The following is a 23,019-nucleotide window of genomic DNA, read 5'->3' on the forward strand; positions in this document are numbered from 1 at the left end:
CATGAAGCATTTGAAGCCGATGAACAACAAGGCGCGCATCCTCGAGCAGGCCGCCGCCGAAGACCGCATCGAAGAGGTCATGGCCATGAGCGCCGTGGCCGGTTGCACCGCCACCACCGACCCGGGCTGGGAGGTGGATGCTTTCGGCGGTGTCAGTTCCCTGTGCCAGCCGATGGAAGCGGACCTGTACGGCTGCTCCGACCCTTGCTGGTGGCCGGCCCAGGTGCCGGACATGATGAGCACCTACCAGGACTGGAACGCCCAGGCCAGCAACTCCGGGGACGACTGGCGCAACCTCGGCACCGTATTCCCGAAAGACAAGTGACCGGCCCGACAAGAACGACAAGGGGACACCGCATGAAACCTGGATTCTGCGCGCAACTGGCGCTCACCGTGGCCGCCTGTGCCGGCGCCCTGGCCGCCCACGCCGCCGACGACACCACCGGCAAGGCGCTCAAGCCCGGCCTGGAGTACATGATCGTCACCAACTACCCGAACAACCTGCACGTGGTCGACGTGGCCAGCGACGCGGTCTACAAGAGCTGCCGCATGCCCGATGCCTTCGGCCCGGGCACGGCGATGATGGCGCCGGACAACCGCACCGCCTACGTGCTGAACAACCACTACGCCGACATCTACGGCATCGACCTGGACACCTGCAAGACCACCTTCCACGCCAACCTCTCCAGCGTGCCGGGTGAGATCGGCAAGTCGATGTACTCCTTCGCCATCAGCCCGGACGGCAAGGAGGTGTATGCCACGGTCAACCCCAGCCAGCGTCTGAACGACCACTACGTGGTCAAGCCGCCGCGCCTGGAGGTGTTCCGCACCGCCGATGGCCTCGACGCCAAGCCCGTGCGCACCTTCCCGATGCCGCGCCAGGTCTACCTGATGCGCGCCGCCGACGACGGCAGCCTGTTCGCCGCCGGGCCCGACATCTACAAGATGGACGTCAACACCGGCAAGTACGAGGTCGCGCTACCGCTGCGCAACTGGAACCGCCCCGGCTACAGCGCCCCGGACGTGCTGTACTTCTGGCCGCACCAGAGCCCGCGCCACGAGTTCTCGATGCTCTACACCATCGCCAAGTTCAAGGACGACAAGCAGGACCCTGCCACGGCCGAGTACCTGTACGGCTACCTGAGCATCGACCTGAAGACCGGCAAGACCCACACCCAGGAGTTCGCCGACCTGACCGAGCTGTACTTCACCGGCCTGCGCTCGCCGAAGGACCCGAACCAGATGTACGGCGTGCTCAACCGCCTGGCGCGGTACGACATCAAGCAGCGCAAGCTGGTCAAGGCGGCCAACCTGGACCATAGCTACTATTGCGTGACCTTCAACAAGTCCGGCGACAAGTTGTACCTGGGCGGCACCTTCAACGACCTGGCGGTGTTCGACCCGAACACGTTGGAGAAAGTCGGCAACATCAAGCTGCCTGGGGGTGACATGTCCACCACCACGCCACAGGTGTTCGTCAGGTAAGCGCGCAATACCGGGCCCTGCCACCCTTCTGTAGGCGCGGGTCTGCCCCGCGACAGGGCCCGCCCGACCACCACGAAAACAACCAGGGAACCCCCATGACCCACCCCAGCCACACCCAGGGCAACCCGGACAAACCTTTGCTCAAGCACTGCATCGGCGACGCCTTCGACGCCACCGTGGCCCGCTTTCCCGACCGCGAGGCCCTGGTGGTGCGTCACCAGCGACTGCGCTACACCTGGCGCCAACTGGCCGAGGCCGTCGACCAGCACGCTCGCGCGCTGATGGCGCTCGGCGTGCAAGCGGGCGACCGCCTGGGCATCTGGGCACCGAACTGCGCCGAGTGGTGCATCACCCAGTTCGCCAGCGCCAAGCTCGGCGCGATCCTGGTCAACATCAACCCGGCCTACCGCACCAGCGAACTGGACTACGCCCTGGGCCAGTCGGGTTGCCGCTGGGTGGTCTGCGCCGACGCCTTCAAGACTTCCGACTACCACGCCATGTTGTTGAGCCTGGTGCCGGGCCTGGCCGACAGCCAGCCCGGTGCGCTGCACTGCGAGCGCCTGCCCGAGCTGCGCGGGGTGATCAGCCTGGCCCAGCGACCGCCGGCGGGCTTCCTCGCCTGGCACGCGCTGCAGGCGCGGGCCAGTGAAACCCGCCCAGAAGCCTTGGCCGAGCGTCAAGCCAGCCTGCACCCTGAGGAGCCGATCAACATCCAGTACACCTCCGGCACCACGGGTTTCCCCAAGGGCGCCACGCTGAGCCACCACAACATCCTCAACAACGGCTACATGGTCGGTGAAAGCCTGGGCCTGACCGAGCACGACCGCCTGGTGGTGCCGGTGCCGCTGTACCACTGTTTCGGCATGGTGATGGCCAACCTCGGCTGCATGACCCATGGCAGCACGCTGGTCTATCCCAACGACGCCTTCGACCCGCTGCTGACGTTGCAGGCCGTGGCCGAGGAGCGCGCCACCGCGCTGTACGGCGTGCCGACCATGTTCATCGCCGAGCTGGACCACCCACGGCGCGGCGAATTCGACCTCTCCAGCCTGCGCACCGGCATCATGGCCGGCGCCACCTGCCCGATCGAAGTGATGCGCCGAGTGATTGGCGAGATGCACATGGCCGAGGTGCAGATCGCCTATGGCATGACCGAGACCAGCCCGGTGTCGCTGCAGACTGGCCCGGACGACGGCCTGGAGGTGCGGGTGACCAGCGTGGGCCGAACCCAGCCACGCCTGGAGAGCAAGGTCATCGACGCCGACGGCAACACCGTGCCACGCGGCGAAATCGGCGAGCTGTGCACCCGGGGCTACAGCGTCATGCTCGGCTACTGGAACAATCCCAAGGCCACCGCTGAAAGCATCGACCAGGAGGGCTGGATGCACACCGGCGACCTGGCGGTGATGGACGAGGCTGGTTTCGTGCGTATCGTCGGACGTAGCAAGGACATGATCATTCGCGGCGGCGAGAACATTTATCCGCGTGAGCTGGAGGAGTTCTTCTTCACCCACCCGGCGGTGGCCGACGTGCAGGTGATCGGCATTCCGTGCAGCAAGTACGGCGAAGAGATCGTCGCGTGGGTGAGGCTGCACCCAGGGCACAGCGCCAGTGCCGAGGAGTTGCGCGAATGGGCGAAGGCGCGCATCGCGCATTTCAAGGTGCCGCGGCATTTCCGCTTCGTCGACGAATTCCCGATGACGGTGACCGGGAAGGTGCAGAAGTTCAGGATGCGAGAGATCAGTGTCGAAGAATTGGGCGGGGTGTCAGCCGGTTGATTGGGTGCGGCTGATGGCCCTAAGCGCCGCGGGGTGCTTGTGGGGGGCTTGACCCGCGATAGGGCCGGCATGGTCAACGCAACCACTCCGGGCTATTGAAATTGCTGAGCCGCGCATCGTCGGTGGCGCATTCCAGCGCCTTCAGCGGTTCGCGCGACAAGGCCCGTTGCAGGCTCCGCTCACCGTCCTGCCAGGCCTGCTCCAGGCGTGGCAACAGGCGCGTCGGCAAGACGCTGAACATCGGTTGCCAATATCCGCCCTGGCTTACCATCGCCGCATTGTCGCTGCCTGTCGCAAGCGCCAGCAGCGCTTCGAGCAGCGCGCGGTCGATGCGCGGCGCATCGCAGGCCAGCACCACCACCCACGCATGCCGTGCCACCGCCAACCCGGCGATCACCCCGGCCAGCGGCCCGGGGAAATCCGCATCGGCATCGCCCACCAATCGGTCGGCATAGGCGCCGTAGGCGTCGTGGTTGCGGTTGCAGGAAATGATCAGGTCGTCGGTCAACGGCCGCACCACGCGCTGTACATGCGCCACCAGCGGCTCGCCGTGCCAGGCTACCAGCCCCTTGTCACGCCCGCCCATGCGTTGGCCACGCCCGCCGGCGAGGATCAGGACAGAGCAAGGGGGTAGGGGGGTGGACATGAAAAAGGGCTCCAGGCAGTCAATGCCTGGAACCCTCCCATGTCGCCCAGTGCTTGTCCAGTCAGCCTTCGCTGCTGGCCGGCAGCGCCGCCTTGGCCCGGCCCTGGCCGGTCAAACGCATCACCACCACGAAGAACACCGGCACGAACACCACTGCCAGCGTCGCGCTGAGCATCCCGCCGATCACCCCGGTGCCGATCGCCTGCTGGCTCGCCGAGCTGGCGCCACTGGCGATGGCCAGCGGCACCACGCCGAGGATGAACGCCAGCGAGGTCATGACGATCGGCCGCAGGCGCAGGCGCGCGGCCTGCTGGGCCGCGTCCTTGGCATCGACGCCCTGGTCCACCAGGTGCTTGGCGAACTCGATGATCAGGATCGCGTTCTTCGCCGACAGGCCGATCAGGGTGATCAGGCCCACCTTGAAGAACACATCGTTGGGCATGCCGCGCAGGGTCACCGCCAGCACCGCGCCGAGCACGCCCAGCGGCACCACCAGCAGCACGGCGGTGGGGATCGACCAGCTTTCGTACAGCGCCGCCAGGCACAGGAACACCACCAGCAGCGACAGCGCTATCAGCAGTGGCGCCTGGCTGCCGGATAACCGCTCCTGCAGCGACAGGCCGGTCCATTCCAGGCCCGCGCCAGCCGGTAACTGGTCGACCAGGCGCTGGATCTCGGCCATCGCCTCGCCGGAGCTGAAGCCTGCGGCCGGTTCGCCGGAGATCGACACGGCCGGGTAGCCGTTGTAGCGGGTCAACTGCACCGGGCCGCTGAGCCAGCGGGCCTGGACGAAGGCATTGAGCGGCACCATCTTGCCGCTGCTGTTGCGCACGTGGATCTTCAGCAGGTCTTCGACCTGGCTGCGCTGGTCGCCCTCGGCCTGCACCACCACCCGCTGCATGCGGCCCTGGTTGGGGAAGTCGTTGACGTAGTTCGAGCCCACCGCGGTGTTCAGCACCGCGCCGATGTCGGCGAACGACACGCCCAGGGCATTGGCCTGGCGCCGGTCGACCTCCAGTTGCACCTGCGGGCTTTCGGCCAGAGAGGCTTCGCGCACGTTGGCCAGCACCTTGCTCTTGCGGGCATTGGCCAGCAGTTCGTCGCGCGCCGCCATCAGCGCCTCATGACCCATGCCGCCACGGTCCTGCAGGCGGAACTCGAAGCCGGTGGACTCGCCCAGGCCATCCACCGGGGGTGGCAGCACCGAGTAGGCCACGGCGTCCTTCAGCTGGCTGAAGGCGACGGTGGCGCGGTCGGCGATCGACTGGGCGCTGTCGTCGGCGCCGCGTTCGGACCAGTCCTTGAGCGTGGTGAAGGCCAGCGCGGCGTTCTGCCCGCTGCCGGAGAAGCTGAACCCGAGGATCAACGTGGTATTGCCCACCCCCGGCTCCTGGGCATTGTGTGCCTCGATCTGCGCCGCCACCTGCTCGGTGCGCATGCGGCTGGCACCAGGCGGCAGTTGGATATCGGTGATGGTGTAGCCCTGGTCTTCAGTAGGCAGGAACGCGGTCGGCAACTGGCTGAAGCCGTAGCCCAGCACCGCCACCAGTACGCCATACACCAGCAGGTAGCGGCCGCTGCGTGCCAGGGCATGGGCCACCCAGCGCTGGTAGCCGTTGCTCATGCCCTCGAAGCGGCGGTTGAACCAGCCGAAGAAACCTCGGCGCTCATGGTGTTCGCCCTTGGCCAGCGGTTTGAGCAGGGTGGCGCACAGCGCCGGGGTCAGGCTCAGGGCGAGGAACGCCGAGAACAGGATCGACACGGCCATCGACAACGAGAACTGTTGGTAGATCACCCCCACCGAGCCCTTCATGAACGCCATCGGCAGGAACACGGCCACCAACACCAGGGTGATGCCGATGATCGCCCCGCTGATCTGCCCCATGGCCTTGCGCGTCGCCGCCTTCGGCGGCAGGCCTTCCTCGGCCATGATGCGCTCGACGTTCTCCACCACCACGATGGCGTCGTCGACCAGGATGCCGATGGCCAGGACCATGCCGAACAACGTCAGCACGTTGACCGAGAAGCCCAGCGCCAGCATCACCGCGAAGGTGCCCATCAGCGCCACCGGCACCACCAGGGTCGGGATCAGCGTGTAGCGGATGTTCTGCAGGAACAGGAACATCACCGCGAACACCAGCAGCATGGCCTCGAACAGCGTGCTGATGACCTGCTGGATCGACACCTTGACGAACGGCGAGGTGTCGTAGGGGATGTCGTATTTCACCCCGGCAGGGAAGTAGCGCGCCAGCTCGTCCATCTTCTGCCGCACCAGGGTGGCGGTTTCCATGGCGTTGGCGCCCGGCGCCAGCTTGACGCTGAAGGCGCTGGTGGGCTTGCCGTTCAGGCGCGTGCCGTACTGGTACTCCTGTGCGCCGATCTCGACCCGGGCGACATCGCCGACGGTGACCACCGAGCCGTCGGGGTTGGCGCGCAGCACGATCGCGGCGAACGCCTCGGGGGTGTTCAGTTGGCCGTGCACCACCACGTTGGCGGTGATTTCCTGGGTCGGCCGCGCCGGCAGGTCGCCGATGCTGCCAGGCGCCACCTGCGCGTTCTGCGCGGCGATGGCGTCGGCCACGTCATTGGGGGTGAGCTTGAAACCGACCAGCTTCGCCGGGTCGATCCAGACGCGCATGGCCCGTTCCGAGCCATACAGCTGCGCCTTGCCGACCCCCTTGAGGCGGCGAATTTCGTTCATCACGTTGCGCGCCAGCAGGTCGCTCAGGGCGATCTCGTCGACGCTGCCGTCCTCGGACGTGAGGGTGCCCAGCAGCAGGAAACCGGTGGACACCTTCTCGACCTGCAGGCCCTGTTGGGTGACGGCGCGGGGCAGGCGCGACTCGACCACTTTCAGGCGGTTCTGCACATCGACCTGGGCCAGGTCGGGGTTGGTGCCCGGCTCGAAGGTGGCGGTGATGGTGGCGCTGCCCAGGCTGCTCTGCGACGAGAAATACAGCAGGTTGTCGGCGCCATTGAGCTCCTGCTCGATCAGGCTGACCACGCTTTCGTCCATGGTCGCCGCCGAGGCGCCGGGGTACACGGCGTAGACCTCGACCTGTGGCGGCGCCACGTCGGGGTACTGGGCCACCGGCAACTGGGGAATGGCCAGCGCGCCGAACAGCAGGATGAACAAGGCGACCACCCAGGCGAAGATCGGGCGTTCGATGAAGAACTGCGGCATGGGTCAGGCCCTCACTGGCCGTTGTGCTGGACGACGGGCAGCGCGGCCTTGTCGGCCTCGACGCGCACCTGGTCGCCCGCCTTGATGTGTTGCAGGCCCTCGACCACCACGCGTTCGCCCGGTGCCAGGCCTTCGCTGACGATCCAGCGGTCGCCCTGGGCGCTGCCCAGCACCACCTGGCGTTCGCTGACCTGTTGCTGGTCGTCGACCACCAGCACCTTGGGCACCCCGGCGCTGTCGCGCAGGATCGCCCGCTGCGGCACGCTGATGCCCTTGGGTTGCACGGCCTGGTCCAGGCGCACGCGCACGTAGCTGCCCGGCAGCAGGTCGAGGTCGGGGTTGGGGAACTCGCTGCGCAGGGTGATCTGGTTGGTGCTGGGGTCGACGCTGACGTCGGAGAACAGCAGCTTGCCCGGCAGCGGGTAGGCGCTGCCGTCATCCTGGATCAGCGTGGCGCGGGCCTGGCCGTCGCCGACCTGTTGCAGCTCGCCCGCGCGCAGGGCTCGGCGCAGGGCGGTGAGCTCGCGGGTCGACTGGGTGACGTCGGCGTGGATCGGGTCGAGCTGCTGGATGGTCGCCAGTGGCGTCGGCTCGTTCTGGCCCACCAGCGCGCCCTCGGTGACCAGCGCGCGGCCGATGCGCCCGGCGATGGGGGCGGTGACCGTGGCGTAGCCCAGGTTCAGGCGCGCACGCTCCAGCGCGGCCTTGGCTTCGCCGACCTGGGCGTCGGCCTGCAGGAAGGCCGCGCGGGCGTTGTCGTACTCCTGGCGGCTGACCGCCTTGTCGTCGACCAGCTCGCGGTAGCGCTGCTCTTGCAGGCGTGCCTGGTACAGGTTGGCCTCGGCTTTGGCCAGGGCGGCGCGGGCGCTGTCGTGGTCGGCCTTGAAGGGGGCGGGGTCGATGAGGAACAGCACGTCGCCCTGCTTGACGTCGCTGCCTTCGCGGTAAACGCGCTTGAGCACCACGCCGGCCACCCGCGCGCGCACCTCGGCGGTACGCGGCGCGAGAATGCGACCGTTGAGCTCGGTGCTGATGGCCCACGGTTGCAGTTGCACGGTTTCCACGCGCACCTGGGGCGCGGGGGCCTGGGCATCCTGCTCGGTGGCGTCGCCACAGGCGGTGAGGGTGCCCAACAGCAGGGCCAGCAGCGCCAGGGGGCGCAGGGAAGGGGAGATAGACATAGGGATCTTCCGGAAAGGACCGAGCGTATGCTAAGGCAGCTGTTCCTGACGCGGGTGTTAAGCTGTGTAGGAGGTGTGTGAAAAAGTGTAAGGATCGTGCCTGGGGGTTTGTAGGATTCTATATTCTGCCCATCCGGTGACGCCACGCGATGAGGCTCACACCAACACCGCTACCCTTCACCCAGCCCCAGATGCGCCTATGCCCAACATTCTCCTGGTCGAAGACGACAGCGCCTTGTCCGAACTGATCGCCAGCTACCTGCAACGCAACGACTTTCACGTCCGGGTGATCGCCCGCGGCGACCACGTGCTCGACGAGTTCAGCCGCCAGCGCCCGGACCTGGTCATCCTCGACCTGATGCTCCCAGGCCTCGACGGCCTGCAACTGTGCCGCCTGCTGCGCCAGGAGTCGCAGACCCTGCCGATTCTCATGCTGACCGCCCGCGATGACAGCCACGATCAGGTGCTGGGCCTGGAGATGGGGGCCGACGACTACGTCACCAAGCCCTGCGAGCCACGGGTGCTGCTGGCCCGGGTGCGCACCCTGCTGCGCCGCAGCAGCGTCAACGAACCGCGTCTTGACAGCGACTTGATCCAGGTCGGCGGCCTGTGCATCGACCTGGCCGAGCGCAGCGTCAGCTGGCGCGGTGCCGAGGTCGAACTGTCCAGTGGCGAATACAACCTGCTGGTGGTGCTGGCCCGCAACGCCGGCGAGGTGCTGAGCCGCGACCGTATTCTCCAGCAGTTGCGCGGCATCGAGTTCAATGGCACCGACCGCTCGGTGGACGTGGCCATCTCCAAGTTGCGCCGCAAGTTCGACGACAGCGCGGGCGAGGCGCGCAAGATCAAGACTGTGTGGGGCAAGGGCTATTTGTTCAGCCGGCTCGAGTGGGAGTACTGATCCACCATGCTGAAGATCCTGGTGCGCCTGTACCTGGTGATCATCGTCGCCTACGCCGGTGCCTTGCTATTGATTCCCGACAGTATCGTCGGGCTGTTCCACGACCGTTTCATGGCCTACAACCTGGACCAGGCCAAGGGTGTGCAGTCGCTGATCGTCGAGCAGTTCCACGGTGCCCCGCGCGAAGACTGGCCGAAGGTCGAGGCGCGCCTGGCACAGAGCTTCGCGCCGTTGCAGGTGGTGGTGCAGCGCATCGACCAGGCCGAGCTGTCCGACGAGGAGCGGGCGCGCCTGGAGCATGGCCTGAACGCGGTGCGTATCAGCGACTGGGGCTACTACCAGACCGCCCTGGCGCCGCTGGACCGGGAGTGGCTGGTGGTGCTGCACAACCCGCCGGACCCGCTGGACATCAACGTGATTTCCTGGGGCGTGACGGTGTTGATCGGCGCGGCCATGCTCGGTTGCCTGCTGCTGTGGGTGTGGCCGCACTGGCGCGACCTGGAGCGGCTCAAGGACACCGCCCGGCGCCTGGGCCAGGGTGAGATGAGCGAGCGCACGCAGATCTCGCCGCGCTCGAACATCGGCGAGCTGGCCGGGGTGTTCGACACCATGGCCGGTGATTTGGAACGCCATGTCAACCAGCAGCGCGAGCTGCTCAACGCGGTGTCCCACGAGCTGCGCACACCACTGACCCGCCTGGACTTCGGCCTGGTGCTGCTGTTCGACGAAGTGCCCCCGGCCAGCCGCAAGCGCCTGTTGGAACTGGTCGGGCACGTGCGCGAGCTGGACGAACTGGTGCTGGAGCTGCTGTCCTACAGCCGCCTGCAAAACGCCGACCAGGCGCGTGAGCGGGTCGAGGTCTCGTTGCTGGAGCTGGTCGACAGCGTGCTCGGGAGTTTTGCCGAGGAGCTCGATGGTCGCGGCATCCTGTGGGAGGTGCGCGCCGATGACAACCTGCCGCGCTTCGTCCTCGACCCCAGGCTGACGGCCCGTGCGGTGCAGAACCTGGTGCGCAACGCCATGCGTTATTGCGATGAGAGCCTGCTGTTGCGCCTGCGGCTGGAAGTGGATGGCGCGTGCCTGCTAACGGTCGAAGACGACGGTATTGGCATTCCGCCCCAAGAGCGCGAGCGGATTTTCCAGCCGTTCTACCGCCTGGACCGCAGCCGTGACCGCAACACGGGCGGGTTCGGCTTGGGCCTGGCGATCAGCCGGCGGGCCATCGAGGGGCAGGGTGGGACGTTGACCGTGGCGCAGTCGGCGTTGGGGGGGGCGCAGTTCAGGATCCGCTTGCCTCAGATGTGATGCGCCTTTCGCAGACATGCCCTCTTTGTGTCGTTTCGCCTGTGCTGAGAGGCACAGACGAGCAGCATCGCTTGAAGCAGCGCATTGGATCCCCAGCGGTACGACCTTGAAGAGTTCTGAGCCCACCGCGGGGGCAGGGTTGCCCTGATATTTTTGCTAGTTGTGCGTTGTCGAACAGGGGCTTTCAATTGCCAGAGGTTGGCGATTGGCTATGTGCCCGTCTGCCATGGCGCGCTGGACGAGTATGTCCAGGCAACACTAGGGATGGGAGACACAACATGGCCAGTTCAGAGACGACAGCTGTCAATCAGGTCGATACAGTCACCAACACGGGTGGCGAAGTCAGCACGCCCTACCTCATCACAAACCTGCCCGACGGCTACCTTCCTGATATGAGCGGGTTCACGATGGTGCGTGTGGGCAGTACCGAGTCGGGATGGCTGAGCACGTGCCCGATCGAAAGCAGCCGCGATCTGGTCAAAGGCGAGACGCTCACCGCTTGCTTGGTAAATCCACTGGATGGTGAGCTGACGACCCTTCAATACACCGCGCAGGACGATAAACTTTCCGCTGCGGATTGGCCAAAGGCGTTCGCCGCACATATTGCAAAAAACGGTAGATCGTTGACGGCAGGGCAGTGGCAAGACGGTGAATTCACGGCAGACGGTGACGCATTGCGCCTGTGGAATCATGCGCAATATCGGTCATTCACCACAGCGCCGTTTGCTCGGAACCTGGTGCAGGGGCTGGCCTGTAACGACGATTTCGAATTGGCTCCAGAGCAAACACTCTCTCTGCAGGTGCGCGATCTGAAGACCCAGCATCTTTACGAGCAGCATTTCTTCACTCCGACTAAGGAACATGCCGGTAAGGCGTGGTCCGAAGCGCTGTGCACACAAGTGAACACCAACAGCGTCCTACTGCGCGCAGGCATCCTGGATGCGGGGTGTAACGTAGTTGCTGCTGCTGCGGGCAACGCATTCTGGGTTGCCCAGTGCTCCGAACTCTGCGTGACCTTGACTGAGAGTCACTGGTGGGCGGCGCGTGAGTTCACGGCTACCGAGGCACTCACCGAAGGTGAGGCGCTCCAGGTCTTCGTCTATGACGCTTTTTCTCATCGCTTGCTCGACCAATTCAGTTGGACCCCGGACGAAAGCCAACGGGCAAAGGACAAATGGCCGAGTGCCTGGGCAGGCGCGGTGAATGGCTCGTCACTGGCGCAGTGGTTGCACGTGGGGGCAAAGGGTACAGCGGGTAGTACTGAAGTCCCTGCCGACAGTATCAGGGCCACGCTTTGGCAACGTGGCGATGCCGTTCGAATCTTTACCACGTTGCCAGATGCTGAGAACTGGATCCCAGGACCTCGCCTGGATGAGGCGTGGGCCAACGCCTGCGATGCCGTGCTGCTGTGCGTGCGTCACCCTTATAGCCTCAAGTTGATGCATCTGGACGTTTTCACCCCGCAATCGGCTGCTTCCGACGTCGAGGATCAAGAGGGCTGGCTTCAGGCGTGGAAAACTCATCTCTCTGAACGACATTGGCCGCAACTTATCGTCGGGCGTGAAAATGCGGCTGGCCAACTTGACCTCAGCGCCAGTGCGACCGGGCCAGTGCGCTTGTGGTCGCCGCGCTTTGCCGAACTACTCATCGAGGTCGAGAATGTTGGCGATGGGGCGCAATGGGAAACATCACGCTACCAAGACTATTTATTGCCGACCGACACCTTCCCAGGACAACGAGCGCCTTCAACTTTTGTGAATTCGTTTCTCAATATGGACACCCGCTTCAGTCGAGGCCGCGCTTGCGTCATCGTGAAGCATCTTATTGAAGGCGATCTTGAGTTTCGTCTCAGTCAGGCGGCGCTCGACAAGGGGTACAGCATAGCCGACTGCGCGCGAACTGCGGCACGTGACGGGATGTTGGGTTACCACGCGGAAAACACCGTCGTACCGGTCGAAGTGTCCGCTGATCGCGTGGTCTGGCGCGGGCCGATCAGGAACAGCATCTACGAGATCCTGCTGGACTATCCTGCGCAGGCCTGTGATGCAACCGAGCTGGTCTTGGGCTATGCAGGCCTGTTCACCGAGCAGTTCTTCTGGAAGGGCGTCAAGAGCGTTCCCTTCACCTCGCCTGCACCGTTGCCTGCCTATTCACCCAGCAGCCCGCTGTGTGAGGACTATGGCAATACCTTCCGCTCCGAAGTGTTCGATGTCAGTGGCCAGACTGAAACCGGCGTGGACCCGCGCACAGGCTTGTTCCATGCGCATTATCCGGTAGCCACATTGCGTGGACTGGAAGGTTTAGGGCCTGTCTGCGACCTGACCCTGCATTATTCAGCGCTCAGAGGCAATGAAGCAGGGCTTGGTGATGGTTGGGCCTGGCGCTTTTCTAGCCTGGAGCATCGTGATCGTCGGCTGACTCTGGCCGATGGCTTGCAAATCGATTTTACAGACGCCGAGTGGAGCGAGCTTGCGCAAGGAAACAGCCTTACGAAAGCACAATGTGTCATTCGCAGCAACGCTGACTACAGCGAAGTCACCGTTAGTCTTCCTAGTGGTCGGCAGGAAATCCTGACCAAACCCAGTGCCGAGGGCAGCGATGAAGAAGAACCCAATGATAAGGTCCGTCAAGAGATTCTTCGTTTGTTGCGAGCGATAAAAAGCAAATCGAAGCCAGAGTTTCCGGCCAAGCCACAGGGTTTTCAGCAGTGGGCGCTCATTTGCATACTTCCCGTGGGCTATTACGCGGCGGCGTCGTTGGATTGGAATAGTGCGCTCAACGCATGGAAAGACAGGGTCAAGGAGCTGGACCAACAGATCGCCTATTACGAACGATCCTTCGTTCAGTTACTGCCGTCTCGTATCGTGTCGCCCTATGGCCAAGTACTGGCGTTGACATGGAAGCGACAGAAGGGGCAGTTCCTACTGCAGAAGGTCAAAAGCGATGAAACTACCCTGTTCGAAGGCACCTACCTCCCATCGACGGTAACCTTGAGCCTCTGGGAAACCAGCGATGCGGACCGTGCCCATGTGCGCCTCACGCTGGAAAACTACTTGCTCAAGACCATCCAGCGGTTCCAGGGCTCTGACGATAGCAATCTGCTGCATGAGGTTCAGTACGGGTATGACCAGGACCCGACCTTGGACCGCGTACTCAACCAAGTGAGAGAACTGGACGGATCTGTGGAGTTTGTCAGGTTCGAACACGAAGCCATGACATTCTCCGACTCACGCCCTGCGCTGCCACGTGTCCAGCAGCATGTGATCATCCCCGCGAGGAATCAGCAAAGCCTCGTCAGCGACTACCGCTATCATGGCAGCTATTTGAAAGATGAGCATTTCGCGTGCGGTGTCACACGCTGGATAGGTGGAACGTCTTCGGCAGACTTCAAGGTGTTTGACCGTCGAGGGCGCCAGCTTGCACATGGCGATGCTCAGGCTGAGACCATCACGGTGGCGAGCGAAGCGTTGGGGCGCAGCTTCGTCACTTATCCCGTCGGGTACTGGGGTGATACCGAAAGGCGAGTGGGACAGCGCGTGATTGCTTTCATACGAGCATGCTTTCTCAGCGCCCCACCTGACCCTCACGAGTGGAGCAACGGGTCACATCGCTCGTTTAACGAGGTTGAAGACAATTATGAGCGCGAGCATTCACTAAGCTATCAAGACTATTCATTGGACAACGATGATGATCACACACCGGACAACGATGACGATCACACACCGCTCCAGTTAACCGAGTTGGAGAAAGAAAACCAAATTCATAAACCGGTTTGCGATGCCCTGAAAGCTCATAAGCTCAGCTTCAAAGTCCTGCATGAGCAGGTGATTCGTACGTTGGCCTCTTGTATCGTGGACCCTTTGCATCAGCCGCAGATCCTTTCCCCTGCGTCGGACCGGTCAGCGTTGCTCGCCTCATTGGCGGCAATCGATTGGAACAGTTTTTTCGAGCGCTATCGGTTCATTCTGCCGCTGCTCAGTTACATCGAAGACTCGCGTATGGATGTTCACAGTGATGAGCGTTCCCGCGATCGCGTGCAGTTCGCTGAAACTGGCACCTATCTCAAGACACTCAATCAAGCGTGTCTGTGCAACGAGCATGATCAAGTTATCCGTCTCAAGGCCACGGATGGCTGCTTAACCTACAATGCGTACTATTCCGCTCAAGGTCCCAATACGATCGTCTGCAGCCCTGTGCAGGAGCTGCCGACGCTCGAATGTCCAGCCATCCCGCCCGGTACGCCTGCGCCGTTGATGGCTGAATATCAATGCGATCCGTTTGGGAATCCGATGCGCTTGACGCTCTACGGATATCGCGCGTGCAAACGTAACGACCGAGACCTGCTTGAAGTCGCTCACACCGTCACGATCGAGGGAGTCAAAGCTACGTTGTCGGGAGGACAGCTGGATGCCAATGCCACGTGGTGCCTGAGCGTACCCGACAAGGCGCCGGTAGTTCGCAGGAGTAGTACGACGGTCAGCGCAATCGCCAATAAAACCAAGGAGCCGGATTGCAAGGTCAAGGTGTGGTCGACGACTGAAGAACAGACCACCCAGTGTGGTAATGACGTGTTCACCGTGACCACCAGCCAGGCATTCGAAAACAACCCGAATGGCGCAGGCATAGAGGTGCGTACCAGCGCCAAAACGACGTCAGGTACTGTGTTGCTGAAAAAAGAGGTACGCTCTCGTTTCACTCATAAGTGCCTCCAGAAGCTGGAAGACCACGTGGAGTGTCGCTGGCGATATGACGCCCTCGCCCGAGTCGTCGAGCACCAGCGCTATCTCCTTCAGGCGGGTGCAACGACCGTAAAGAAAGATCAAAAGCCTGATCAGACCACGACCATCACTTATTCCACTGACAGCAAGGTCGAAACCCACACGCTGCGCAATGGGGAGCAGACGCGCAATCACAAGGATGGCTTACAGCGCGTTTGGCTCACACAATGGCGCCGCAGCGAAAAAGCGTCTTTCGTGCCGATGACCGAGCAGTCTTTCGCCAGCATCGACTCGTCTCAGCTCCTGTGGGGTCTGTCATGGGACTACCTGCCAGGTGGCCAGGCCGTGCTTGCGAACGGTGACGAGGTGTTGGGGGAAATGCCTTGGAGCAGGCAGGTCGAGGGCGAGGATACGCTGGTCGAACATGGCCTGGGGCGGCGCTTGCTCGCTCGACATCGTCAGCGTACCGAGCCGCTCAGCGCGGGCGGGTTTATCCGCTCGGACAGTCAGACGGACGCGCAAGGCAATGCCTGTGCGCTCATCAAGCGCCGGTACGATGGCAATGGTGCGTTGATCTCGCTTGAGCGCACCGTGGATGGCAAGGCGTCGAATACCACGCTGGTCCGAGATCAGTTGGGGCGAGTGACCCATATGACGCGCGCCGACGGTAGTGTCATCGAGCGGTCCTACAAGGGTTTCAGCAATCAGGTTATTGAACTGAAGGTTGATGCCAAAGTGGTTGCGACGCAGGAAGTCAACTTGCCTTCGACCTTGACCTCCAGAACGGTTGGTACGCGCCGCTACGGGTTCTCGGACAGTGGAGTGGCCCTGCCAGACAAGACTTTGCTCAGTTTCAGCGATTCGGCCCAGGGCTCCAGCTACAAGGCCGACGAGCAGACGCTGGCCCAGCTGACACTCAGTGGAGCAATGGTCAAATGGGCTACGCCCGATACTGTGGACAGCGAGGGTCGCGCAGTAAGCGGTTGGGCTCACTGCGTGACTGGCGCGAGCCTTCCCGGGGCGTCTGGGGTTGAGGAAAGCGGCCCGCGTGGCACGGTCAAGGGGGCACGTTGGCAATCGTTGCGGGGGGTGACCGTGGCGGCACGAGGGACCAATGGTCACTTGCAGCGTTGTTTCGATGATCGGGCCGGTCGGACGCTGCGTACCTGCCAAGAGCACGAGGATGCTCGGTTTCGCTACGACGCGCTGGGTCATTTGGTATCCAGGCACGTTCATGCGCTGGGCGGCGGTGGCCAGTGGCAGGTGTGCAGCCAGCATGATGCGTTCGATCAAGAAACGTGTCGCACCTTCAGCCGTAATGACAGTGTGGTGTTCGAGCAGCGCCTGACCTGGAAAGGCGAAGGCAAGCTGGGCAGTAAGCAAAGCTGCAAGGGGCGACAGGTACTGCGTACCGAACGGTTCGACTATGACGAGCTTGACAGGCTCAAGGCCTATTCATGTGAAGCGCTAGCACCCGAGCATTACCCCCAGGACGCCACTAACAAGGCGGTCAAGTCTCAAACCTTCATCTGGGACAGCTTGAGTAATATGACCGAGTGCCTGACGACCTATTCGGATCATGGCACGCGCAAACAGGTCTTCGGCTACGAAGACAACGACCCGACCCGGCTTAAATCTGTGAAGTGCGGCGAAGACGCGAAAGTGCTTTCATGGAGCAGTAATGGTTGGCTGACCACCGATGAACAGGGTCGCACGCTCAGCTACAACGCCGGTGGCCAGTTGACGCAGATTTGCGATGCACAAAACCAGGTGCTGTCGCGTTATACCTATGACGGGCATGATCGCCTGGCTGCCCAATACGTCGCGACAGACGCTACTACCCGTGAACTTCGTTACTCGGGTAGCGAGTTGATCGGTGAGGTATGGTTCGACAAAGACGGTAACGCCAGTCGCTCGATCAGCTTGAGCCGTGGTCTTGCTGCCTATGAAGGCGCAAGCGTGCGCTGGTTGATAGACGATCCGCAGAGCGGTGTGGTGGGTGAGGTCAACGGTACAACCCTGACGATGAGCCCGCTGTTACCCTTCGGCGAGGGGGCTGACGCTTGCGCCCTGGATATGGGCTACAACGGTATGCGCCGCGATCCGGTGACAGGTAACTATCACGCCGGCAATGGCTATCGTTGCTACAACCCGACATTGGGTCGCTATCTGCAGCCAGATTGGCTGAGCCCGTTCGGACAAGGGGGGATCAATGACTACGTGCATTGTCCAGACCCTGTGAATTGGCACGATCCCAGTGGTGCGATCATGCTCAGCCGTTGGGCACAGGCGCAGACGCTCAATGCGCTGGAGCAGCACTTGAGTGAGGTCCAGCCGATGCCTGTCGGCACAAAATGGCGTGGGCTGGCAATGTCGGCGGTATTGACGGTGCTGGGGATAGCTTCCGTGGTCATGAGTGGAGGCGCTACATCGGCCTGGGTCGTCGCTGCTCTGACAACATTGAACACGGTCTCTTTCGGGCTGGAGTTCGCCTCGGAGATGGTCAGGGACGTGAATCCTGGTTTGGCCAGTAAACTGGGCATCGCCTCAGGTATTACAGGTGTTCTATCTATCGGCAACCCTGCGGGTATGTTCAAGCTGTTAGCCAAAGGTTTCAGGGCCTGCACCGTGTTTGCGTTGCGTATCGCACGCGGAGCCGCATTGCAGATGCACCATGCCCGCGAGGCATTTCGCATCATGCGTCTCAGAGGTATCGAAATGGGGCGAATTGCCTGGAATAGTGGTAAGCATGTACCCAAGGCCCTGGCGCACAACTCCGGGCTCGATATCCTGGGCTCACCGCATTTACGAGGCTTCACGGTCGCCCGACGGCCTAACGGCAAGATGGGTAGGTACATTGGAAACGATTCGCCAATCGGCTCGATAAGCGAATTCATCTTCGATCACCGGTTCGAGATCATTCGTGGCTGGAAGGCTGACCTTGTCCGGCTCAACAGGACGTTAGCCAATCTAGGGGAGGCCGCCTATCAAACGATGGACCTATACCTGGATTTCGACGACCTGAAGGACGGCCTGAATTTGTTTATGCCCGAAGAACAGCAACTCGGAAACGGTTCGAGCCTCAAAGGCCGCTTGGCGAAGTTGAAGGTCAACATCCCCTATGGGCGCAGAGCAGAGATGCAGGTTTTGACGCCTCCTATCGCTGGTACCGGCCCTGCATTTGGATGATTACAGTTTGTATCACGGGGTGGTTCGCAACTCGACACGCCGGGGATAGCAAGGTACCCCCGGCGATCGAGGCGATGGTTACACCAACACGCCCTGGCTACGCAGGTAGTCGTCGTAGGTGCCGCTGAAGTCGACCACGCCATCGGCCGACAGCTCGATGATGCGCGTGGCCAGCGACGACACGAACTCGCGGTCGTGGCTGACGAACAGCAGGGTGCCTGGGTAGTTCTCCAGCGCCAGGTTCAGCGCCTCGATCGACTCCATGTCCAGGTGGTTGGTCGGCTCGTCCATCACCAGCACGTTGGGCTTTTGCAGGATCAGCTTGCCGAACAGCATGCGGCCCTGCTCACCGCCGGAGATCACCTTCACCGACTTGAGGATCTCGTCGTTGGAGAACAGCATGCGCCCGAGGGTGCCGCGGATCACCTGTTCACCGGTGGTCCACTGGCCCATCCAGTCGAACAGGCTCACGTCCTCTTCGAAGTCGTGGGCGTGGTCCTGGGCGTAGTAGCCGACTTCGGCGCTGTCGGTCCATTTCACTTCGCCCTTGTCCGGGGTCATCTCGCCGACCAGGGTGCGCAGCAGGGTGGTCTTGCCGATGCCGTTGGGGCCGATGATCGCCACGCGCTCGCCCGCTTCGATGCTGACGCTGAAGTCCTTGAATAGCACCTTGTCGTCGAAGGCCTTGGCCATCTTCTCGACGGTCACCGCCTGGCGGTGCAGCTTCTTGTTCTGCTCGAAGCGGATGAACGGGCTGACGCGGCTCGACGGCTTGACCTCGGCCAGCTGGATCTTGTCGATCTGCTTGGCCCGCGAGGTGGCTTGCTTGGCTTTGGAGGCGTTGGCCGAGAAGCGGCTGACGAAGGTCTGCAGCTCGGCGATCTGGGCTTTCTTCTTGGCGTTGTCGGCCAGCAGTTGCTCGCGCGACTGGGTGGCGGCGGTCATGTACTCGTCATAGTTGCCTGGGAACAGGCGCAGCTCGCCGTAGTCCAGGTCGGCCATGTGGGTGCAGACGCTGTTGAGGAAGTGCCGGTCGTGGGAAATGATCACCATGGTGCTGTTGCGCGCGGTCAGCACGTTTTCCAGCCAGCGGATGGTGTTGATGTCCAGGTGGTTGGTCGGCTCGTCGAGCAGCAGCACGTCGGGGTCGGAGAACAGCGCCTGCGCCAGCAGCACGCGCAGCTTCCAGCCAGGCGCCACTTCGCTCATCGGGCCGAAATGCTGTTCCAGCGGAATGCCCAGGCCCAGCAGCAGTTCGCCGGCGCGCGATTCGGCGGTGTAGCCGTCCATCTCGGCGAACTCGGTTTCCAGCTCGGCGACGGCCATGCCGTCTTCTTCGGTCATTTCCGGCAGCGAATAGATACGGTCGCGCTCGGCCTTGACCTTCCACAGCTGGGCGTGGCCCATGATCACCGTGTCGATCACGGTAAATTCCTCGTAGGCGAACTGGTCCTGGCGCAGCTTGCCCAGGCGGGTGTTCGGCTCGAGCATCACCTGGCCGGCGGACGGCTCCAGGTCGCCGCCGAGGATCTTCATGAAGGTCGACTTGCCGCAACCGTTGGCGCCGATCAGGCCGTAGCGGTTGCCGTTGTTGAATTTGACCGAGACGTTTTCGAACAGGGGCTTGGAGCCGAACTGCATCGTGATGTTGGCGGTGGAGATCAAGGGCTTACCTATCAGTAGCTTACGAAGCTGTGGGCCCCGCTGGTACCGATCGGATACCCGTTTGCGGGACGTGCCAGCTCGCTTCAGTCAGAGCTTGGGGTGGACCAACAGGCAAGCGTCTAGAGCAGCATCGGAACGCTGTGACCCAGCTGTTGGGCGAAAATGCGGGGGTTGAGGCCGGACATTGGGCGGCATTGTCGCATAGGTGGGGCGGGAGGTGTATGGGCGAGTGGCGGATAACGAGCGGTTCGCATACCGGTAGCTATCGTGGCGGGCGCCCGGTGTCATTCGACGCCTGTGTGCTGGCTGGCATGACGCTTATCGTTGATGCAGTGTTCCAGCGCGCGCAGGCGCGAGGTCGATCCCGGTTCTGCCAGTGGCATGGGCCTGGTTTTGCCTGGCGGCTCGCCGCAAGGTAGCGCCTGCAATCCACTGGGCGGCATGTGCACGTGCATCTGGCGTCGCCGCTGTTGCGCAAGCTTGTGGAGGCGTTTCATCACGGCCTTCCTCGATGGGTGCCTTTCGCGCCGTGGCAAAAGGACATGTCCACCAGTAAGCACGTGTTTTGGTGCATCGTGCCGCTGGCCGACCAACGGCCATGCCAAGCGGTCACGGTCAGCGCAGGCAGCGGCGCGTTCGCACCCATTCATCGGCCACATCACCCATGGTCAGGGGTATGCCGCTCTTTATCCAGGCCATGAAGGCGCGGTCGAACTTGAACGTGTCGCCGCACTCGCCAATCAGAAACCGGCGCACCGCCTGTGTGTTGCGGTAGTGCTGGTCGAGCGGGGTGTCGCGGCTGATCGGCCCTGCGTGCCAGTCGAAGCTCATCGAGGTTTCCTTGTACCGGCTCGCTATCTGGCGCATTCCGGCATGCTGACGACCTATTCGCGCAAAGAAAAGCCCGCGGGGCAGCGGGCTAAAGTGTTTCACGGATGAAAAGCTACCATGCCAGCCCAAAGGTGAAAAAAGCGTCAAGGCAAGGCGAAGAAGGAAGATCAGCGTTGTCGCCCTGATTCTGCGGCGGCAACGGAATCATCGACGAAGTATTCAACGGCGCGCTGAACCGGGGCGAACGTTGCCCTGCGCCTCTCAAAGAAAAGCCGGGACTGATCGCCCCGGCTCACCTGCAACGGCGCTGTCACTCAGCGCTTTTCTTCATCACTCCAGTGCTCCTTGCCCGGGTCGCGTTCACCCATCGGGTCCGCCTCCGGCGCACGCTCGCGGTCCTTTTGCCAGTCTCCGCCAGCGCCCTGGCCACCTTTCTCGCCGCCCTGGGAGGTACGGCTCGGGTCATCCTTGGCACCGCCTTCGTTCATCTGGCCACCCTGGCGCCCCATGTCTGAAGAGCGGCCCGGGTCGGCACCCTGGTTACGCTGGGGGTCTTGCGGATTACCTTGTTGACTGCGGTGGTCATCTGGATTCCTAGGCATGATGTGGTACCTCATCGCTTACGCACAGGAAAGTCTGTGTGTACGGATGACCGGGGCGAACGTTCGCAGATTTCAAAAACTTCCGGTTTTGCAGACCAAACGCTCCAACAACCCCAGGCCCAATGGATCGTGCGCAAAAAGCCGATGGGGGTGCGCCGGTGGCGGCTTGCCCTGCGGGGCCGCCGCGTGCTGATCAGCCTTGGGCCAATTGCTCCGAGATCGACACCGTACGCGATGAAATCTCGCCGCCCGTGTGCAGGGTGGTGTCGGTTTCGATCAGCATCACCGCGCACTCTTCATGGGCGATGGGCTTGTGCAGCGCCTGGCGGGGAATCACGCAGAACTCCCCGGCCTGCAAATGCACCGTGCGGTCTTCGAGCAGGATCTGCAGCCTGCCGGAGATGACCATGAACATCTCGTCCTCGTGCTCATGGGCGTGCCAGACGAATTCCCCCTTGAGCTTCGCGACCTTGATGAACTGATTGTTGACGCGCCCGACCACACGCGGTTTCCAGTGTTCGGTAATGCCCTCCAGTGCCTGTTGCAGGCTGATGGTCGTGTTGGTGTGGGTCATGATCATGCTCCGAAGGTTGGGAGGCACGAATCTAGGAAAGGGAAGGTGCTTTGGGTAGCGACGTTTTATAATGCGGGTATTTACATCGCTAATGGCAATCATGGGAAAAGTCCTCAATATCGACCTGGCCCTGCTTCGCGCATTCGTCGAAGTGGCGGACAGTGGCAGCATGAGCGCCGCCGCCGAGCGCCTGCACCTCACCCAGGGCGCTGTCAGCCTGCGCATCAAGCGGCTCGAATCATTCTTCGGCTGCCTGCTGCTCGAGCGCGATGCCTCGGGCAGCCGCCTGAGCACGCAAGGCGGCGAGCTGCTACCCGATGCGCGGCGCCTGTTGGCCATGAACGATCGCCTGTGCCGACGCGCCCTGGCCGCTCCAGCACTCGAGCGAGTGCGCCTCGGGCTGCCGTTCGACATGGCCGGTGCGCAGTTGGCGCCTTTGCTGAAGACCTTCAACGAGGCGTTCCCACAGGTCGAAGTGAAAATCATCAGTGCCTCGTCCGTGGACATCGACGCGGCCTACGCGCGAGGTGAAGTGGACATTGCCTTGACCCAGGGGCCACCGACCAGCCCGCTGGGCGAGAGGCTCGCGCTAGACCGCCTGATCTGGCTGGGACGGGAAAGCGCCTGGGCGCGACGGCAAGCGCTGCCGCTGTGCTTTCTGACGCACAACTGCGTGTTCCGTGACGCCGTTATCCAGCGGCTGGCCGACGCGGGTATCGAATGGACGGTAGTGTTCGAGAACGAGTCCGTCGACACTACGCTGTCGATGGTCCTCAACGACCTGGCGGTGACGCCTTGGCTGCGCAGCCTCGTGCCGGATTACGCGAAAGGCTTGGTGGTCGAGCAAGGGCTGCCGCGGCTTGCGCAGTTGGCGATCCGCTTGCAGGTGCAAAGCGAGGCGAGCCCTGCGCTGTGCCGCCTCGCAGACCTCTTCAGGGCGCACTATCGCTCGTGAGCGGG

15 protein-coding genes are annotated in these 23,019 nt (G+C 62.8%); 7 read left to right on the forward strand and 8 right to left on the reverse strand.

What is annotated here, in order from left to right; all coding sequences use genetic code 11:
- Position 1 precedes the first annotated feature (1 nt).
- The 3 genes from qhpC to P0Y43_RS13745 all read left to right on the forward strand — a co-directional run bounded on the left by qhpC (position 2) and on the right by P0Y43_RS13745 (position 3,263).
- Positions 2–325: a quinohemoprotein amine dehydrogenase subunit gamma gene (gene qhpC / locus P0Y43_RS13735; RefSeq protein ID WP_275637793.1), complete on the forward strand. Its 324-nt coding sequence runs from the start codon at positions 2–4 to the stop codon at positions 323–325.
- 32 nt (positions 326–357) lie between these two features.
- Complete coding sequence (gene peaD / locus P0Y43_RS13740) at positions 358–1,485, forward strand: quinohemoprotein amine dehydrogenase subunit beta (RefSeq protein ID WP_275637794.1); 1,128 nt, start codon at positions 358–360, stop codon at positions 1,483–1,485.
- Between the two features lie 95 nt (positions 1,486–1,580).
- The gene (locus P0Y43_RS13745) at positions 1,581–3,263 is read left to right on the forward strand and encodes a fatty acid CoA ligase family protein (RefSeq protein ID WP_275637795.1); all 1,683 of its coding nucleotides are present in this window, start codon (positions 1,581–1,583) and stop codon (positions 3,261–3,263) included.
- Between the two features lie 73 nt (positions 3,264–3,336).
- On the opposite strand, the gene mobA is transcribed toward P0Y43_RS13745, so the two are convergent.
- The 3 genes from mobA to P0Y43_RS13760 all read right to left on the reverse strand — a co-directional run bounded on the left by mobA (position 3,337) and on the right by P0Y43_RS13760 (position 8,280).
- Complete coding sequence (gene mobA, locus P0Y43_RS13750; protein WP_275637796.1) at positions 3,337–3,909, reverse strand: molybdenum cofactor guanylyltransferase MobA; 573 nt, start codon at positions 3,907–3,909, stop codon at positions 3,337–3,339.
- A 61-nt stretch (positions 3,910–3,970) separates the two neighbouring features.
- Entirely contained in the window at positions 3,971–7,093 is a 3,123-nt protein-coding gene (locus P0Y43_RS13755; RefSeq protein WP_275637797.1) for an efflux RND transporter permease subunit, read from the reverse strand.
- An 11-nt stretch (positions 7,094–7,104) separates the two neighbouring features.
- Positions 7,105–8,280, reverse strand: coding sequence for an efflux RND transporter periplasmic adaptor subunit (locus tag P0Y43_RS13760; RefSeq protein WP_275637866.1), 1,176 nt, complete (start codon positions 8,278–8,280; stop codon positions 7,105–7,107).
- Between the two features lie 193 nt (positions 8,281–8,473).
- Here P0Y43_RS13760 and P0Y43_RS13765 point away from each other — a divergent pair, with 193 nt between their 5' ends.
- The 3 genes from P0Y43_RS13765 to P0Y43_RS13775 all read left to right on the forward strand — a co-directional run bounded on the left by P0Y43_RS13765 (position 8,474) and on the right by P0Y43_RS13775 (position 18,387).
- Positions 8,474–9,175, forward strand: coding sequence for a response regulator transcription factor (locus P0Y43_RS13765; protein WP_275637799.1), 702 nt, complete (start codon positions 8,474–8,476; stop codon positions 9,173–9,175).
- Between the two features lie 6 nt (positions 9,176–9,181).
- Entirely contained in the window at positions 9,182–10,480 is a 1,299-nt protein-coding gene (locus P0Y43_RS13770; RefSeq protein ID WP_275637800.1) for an ATP-binding protein, read from the forward strand.
- 278 nt (positions 10,481–10,758) lie between these two features.
- Positions 10,759–18,387, forward strand: coding sequence for an RHS repeat-associated core domain-containing protein (locus P0Y43_RS13775; protein ID WP_275637801.1), 7,629 nt, complete (start codon positions 10,759–10,761; stop codon positions 18,385–18,387).
- A gap of 78 nt (positions 18,388–18,465) precedes the next feature.
- Here the strand turns inward: P0Y43_RS13775 and P0Y43_RS13780 are convergent, their stop codons facing one another.
- The 5 genes from P0Y43_RS13780 to P0Y43_RS13800 form a co-directional block, all read right to left on the reverse strand.
- Positions 18,466–20,052, reverse strand: a complete 1,587-nt coding sequence (locus P0Y43_RS13780) for an ABC-F family ATPase (protein ID WP_275637802.1) — start codon at positions 20,050–20,052, stop codon at positions 18,466–18,468.
- 284 nt (positions 20,053–20,336) lie between these two features.
- Positions 20,337–20,549, reverse strand: coding sequence for a hypothetical protein (locus P0Y43_RS13785; protein WP_275637803.1), 213 nt, complete (start codon positions 20,547–20,549; stop codon positions 20,337–20,339).
- Positions 20,550–20,667: 118 nt separating this feature from the next.
- The gene (locus tag P0Y43_RS13790) at positions 20,668–20,883 is read right to left on the reverse strand and encodes a DUF6434 domain-containing protein (protein ID WP_275637804.1); all 216 of its coding nucleotides are present in this window, start codon (positions 20,881–20,883) and stop codon (positions 20,668–20,670) included.
- Between the two features lie 314 nt (positions 20,884–21,197).
- On the reverse strand, positions 21,198–21,485 hold the full coding sequence (locus P0Y43_RS13795; RefSeq protein WP_275637805.1) for a hypothetical protein: 288 nt from the start codon (positions 21,483–21,485) through the stop codon (positions 21,198–21,200).
- 193 nt (positions 21,486–21,678) lie between these two features.
- Positions 21,679–22,059: a cupin domain-containing protein gene (locus P0Y43_RS13800; protein WP_275637806.1), complete on the reverse strand. Its 381-nt coding sequence runs from the start codon at positions 22,057–22,059 to the stop codon at positions 21,679–21,681.
- A gap of 100 nt (positions 22,060–22,159) precedes the next feature.
- Between P0Y43_RS13800 and P0Y43_RS13805 the strand changes: the two genes are divergently transcribed.
- Complete coding sequence (locus P0Y43_RS13805) at positions 22,160–23,014, forward strand: LysR family transcriptional regulator (RefSeq protein WP_275637807.1); 855 nt, start codon at positions 22,160–22,162, stop codon at positions 23,012–23,014.
- The last annotated feature ends 5 nt before the right edge of the window (positions 23,015–23,019 follow it).

Source organism: Pseudomonas entomophila (genome assembly GCF_029193575.1).
GTDB classification, from domain to species: domain Bacteria; phylum Pseudomonadota; class Gammaproteobacteria; order Pseudomonadales; family Pseudomonadaceae; genus Aquipseudomonas; species Aquipseudomonas entomophila_G.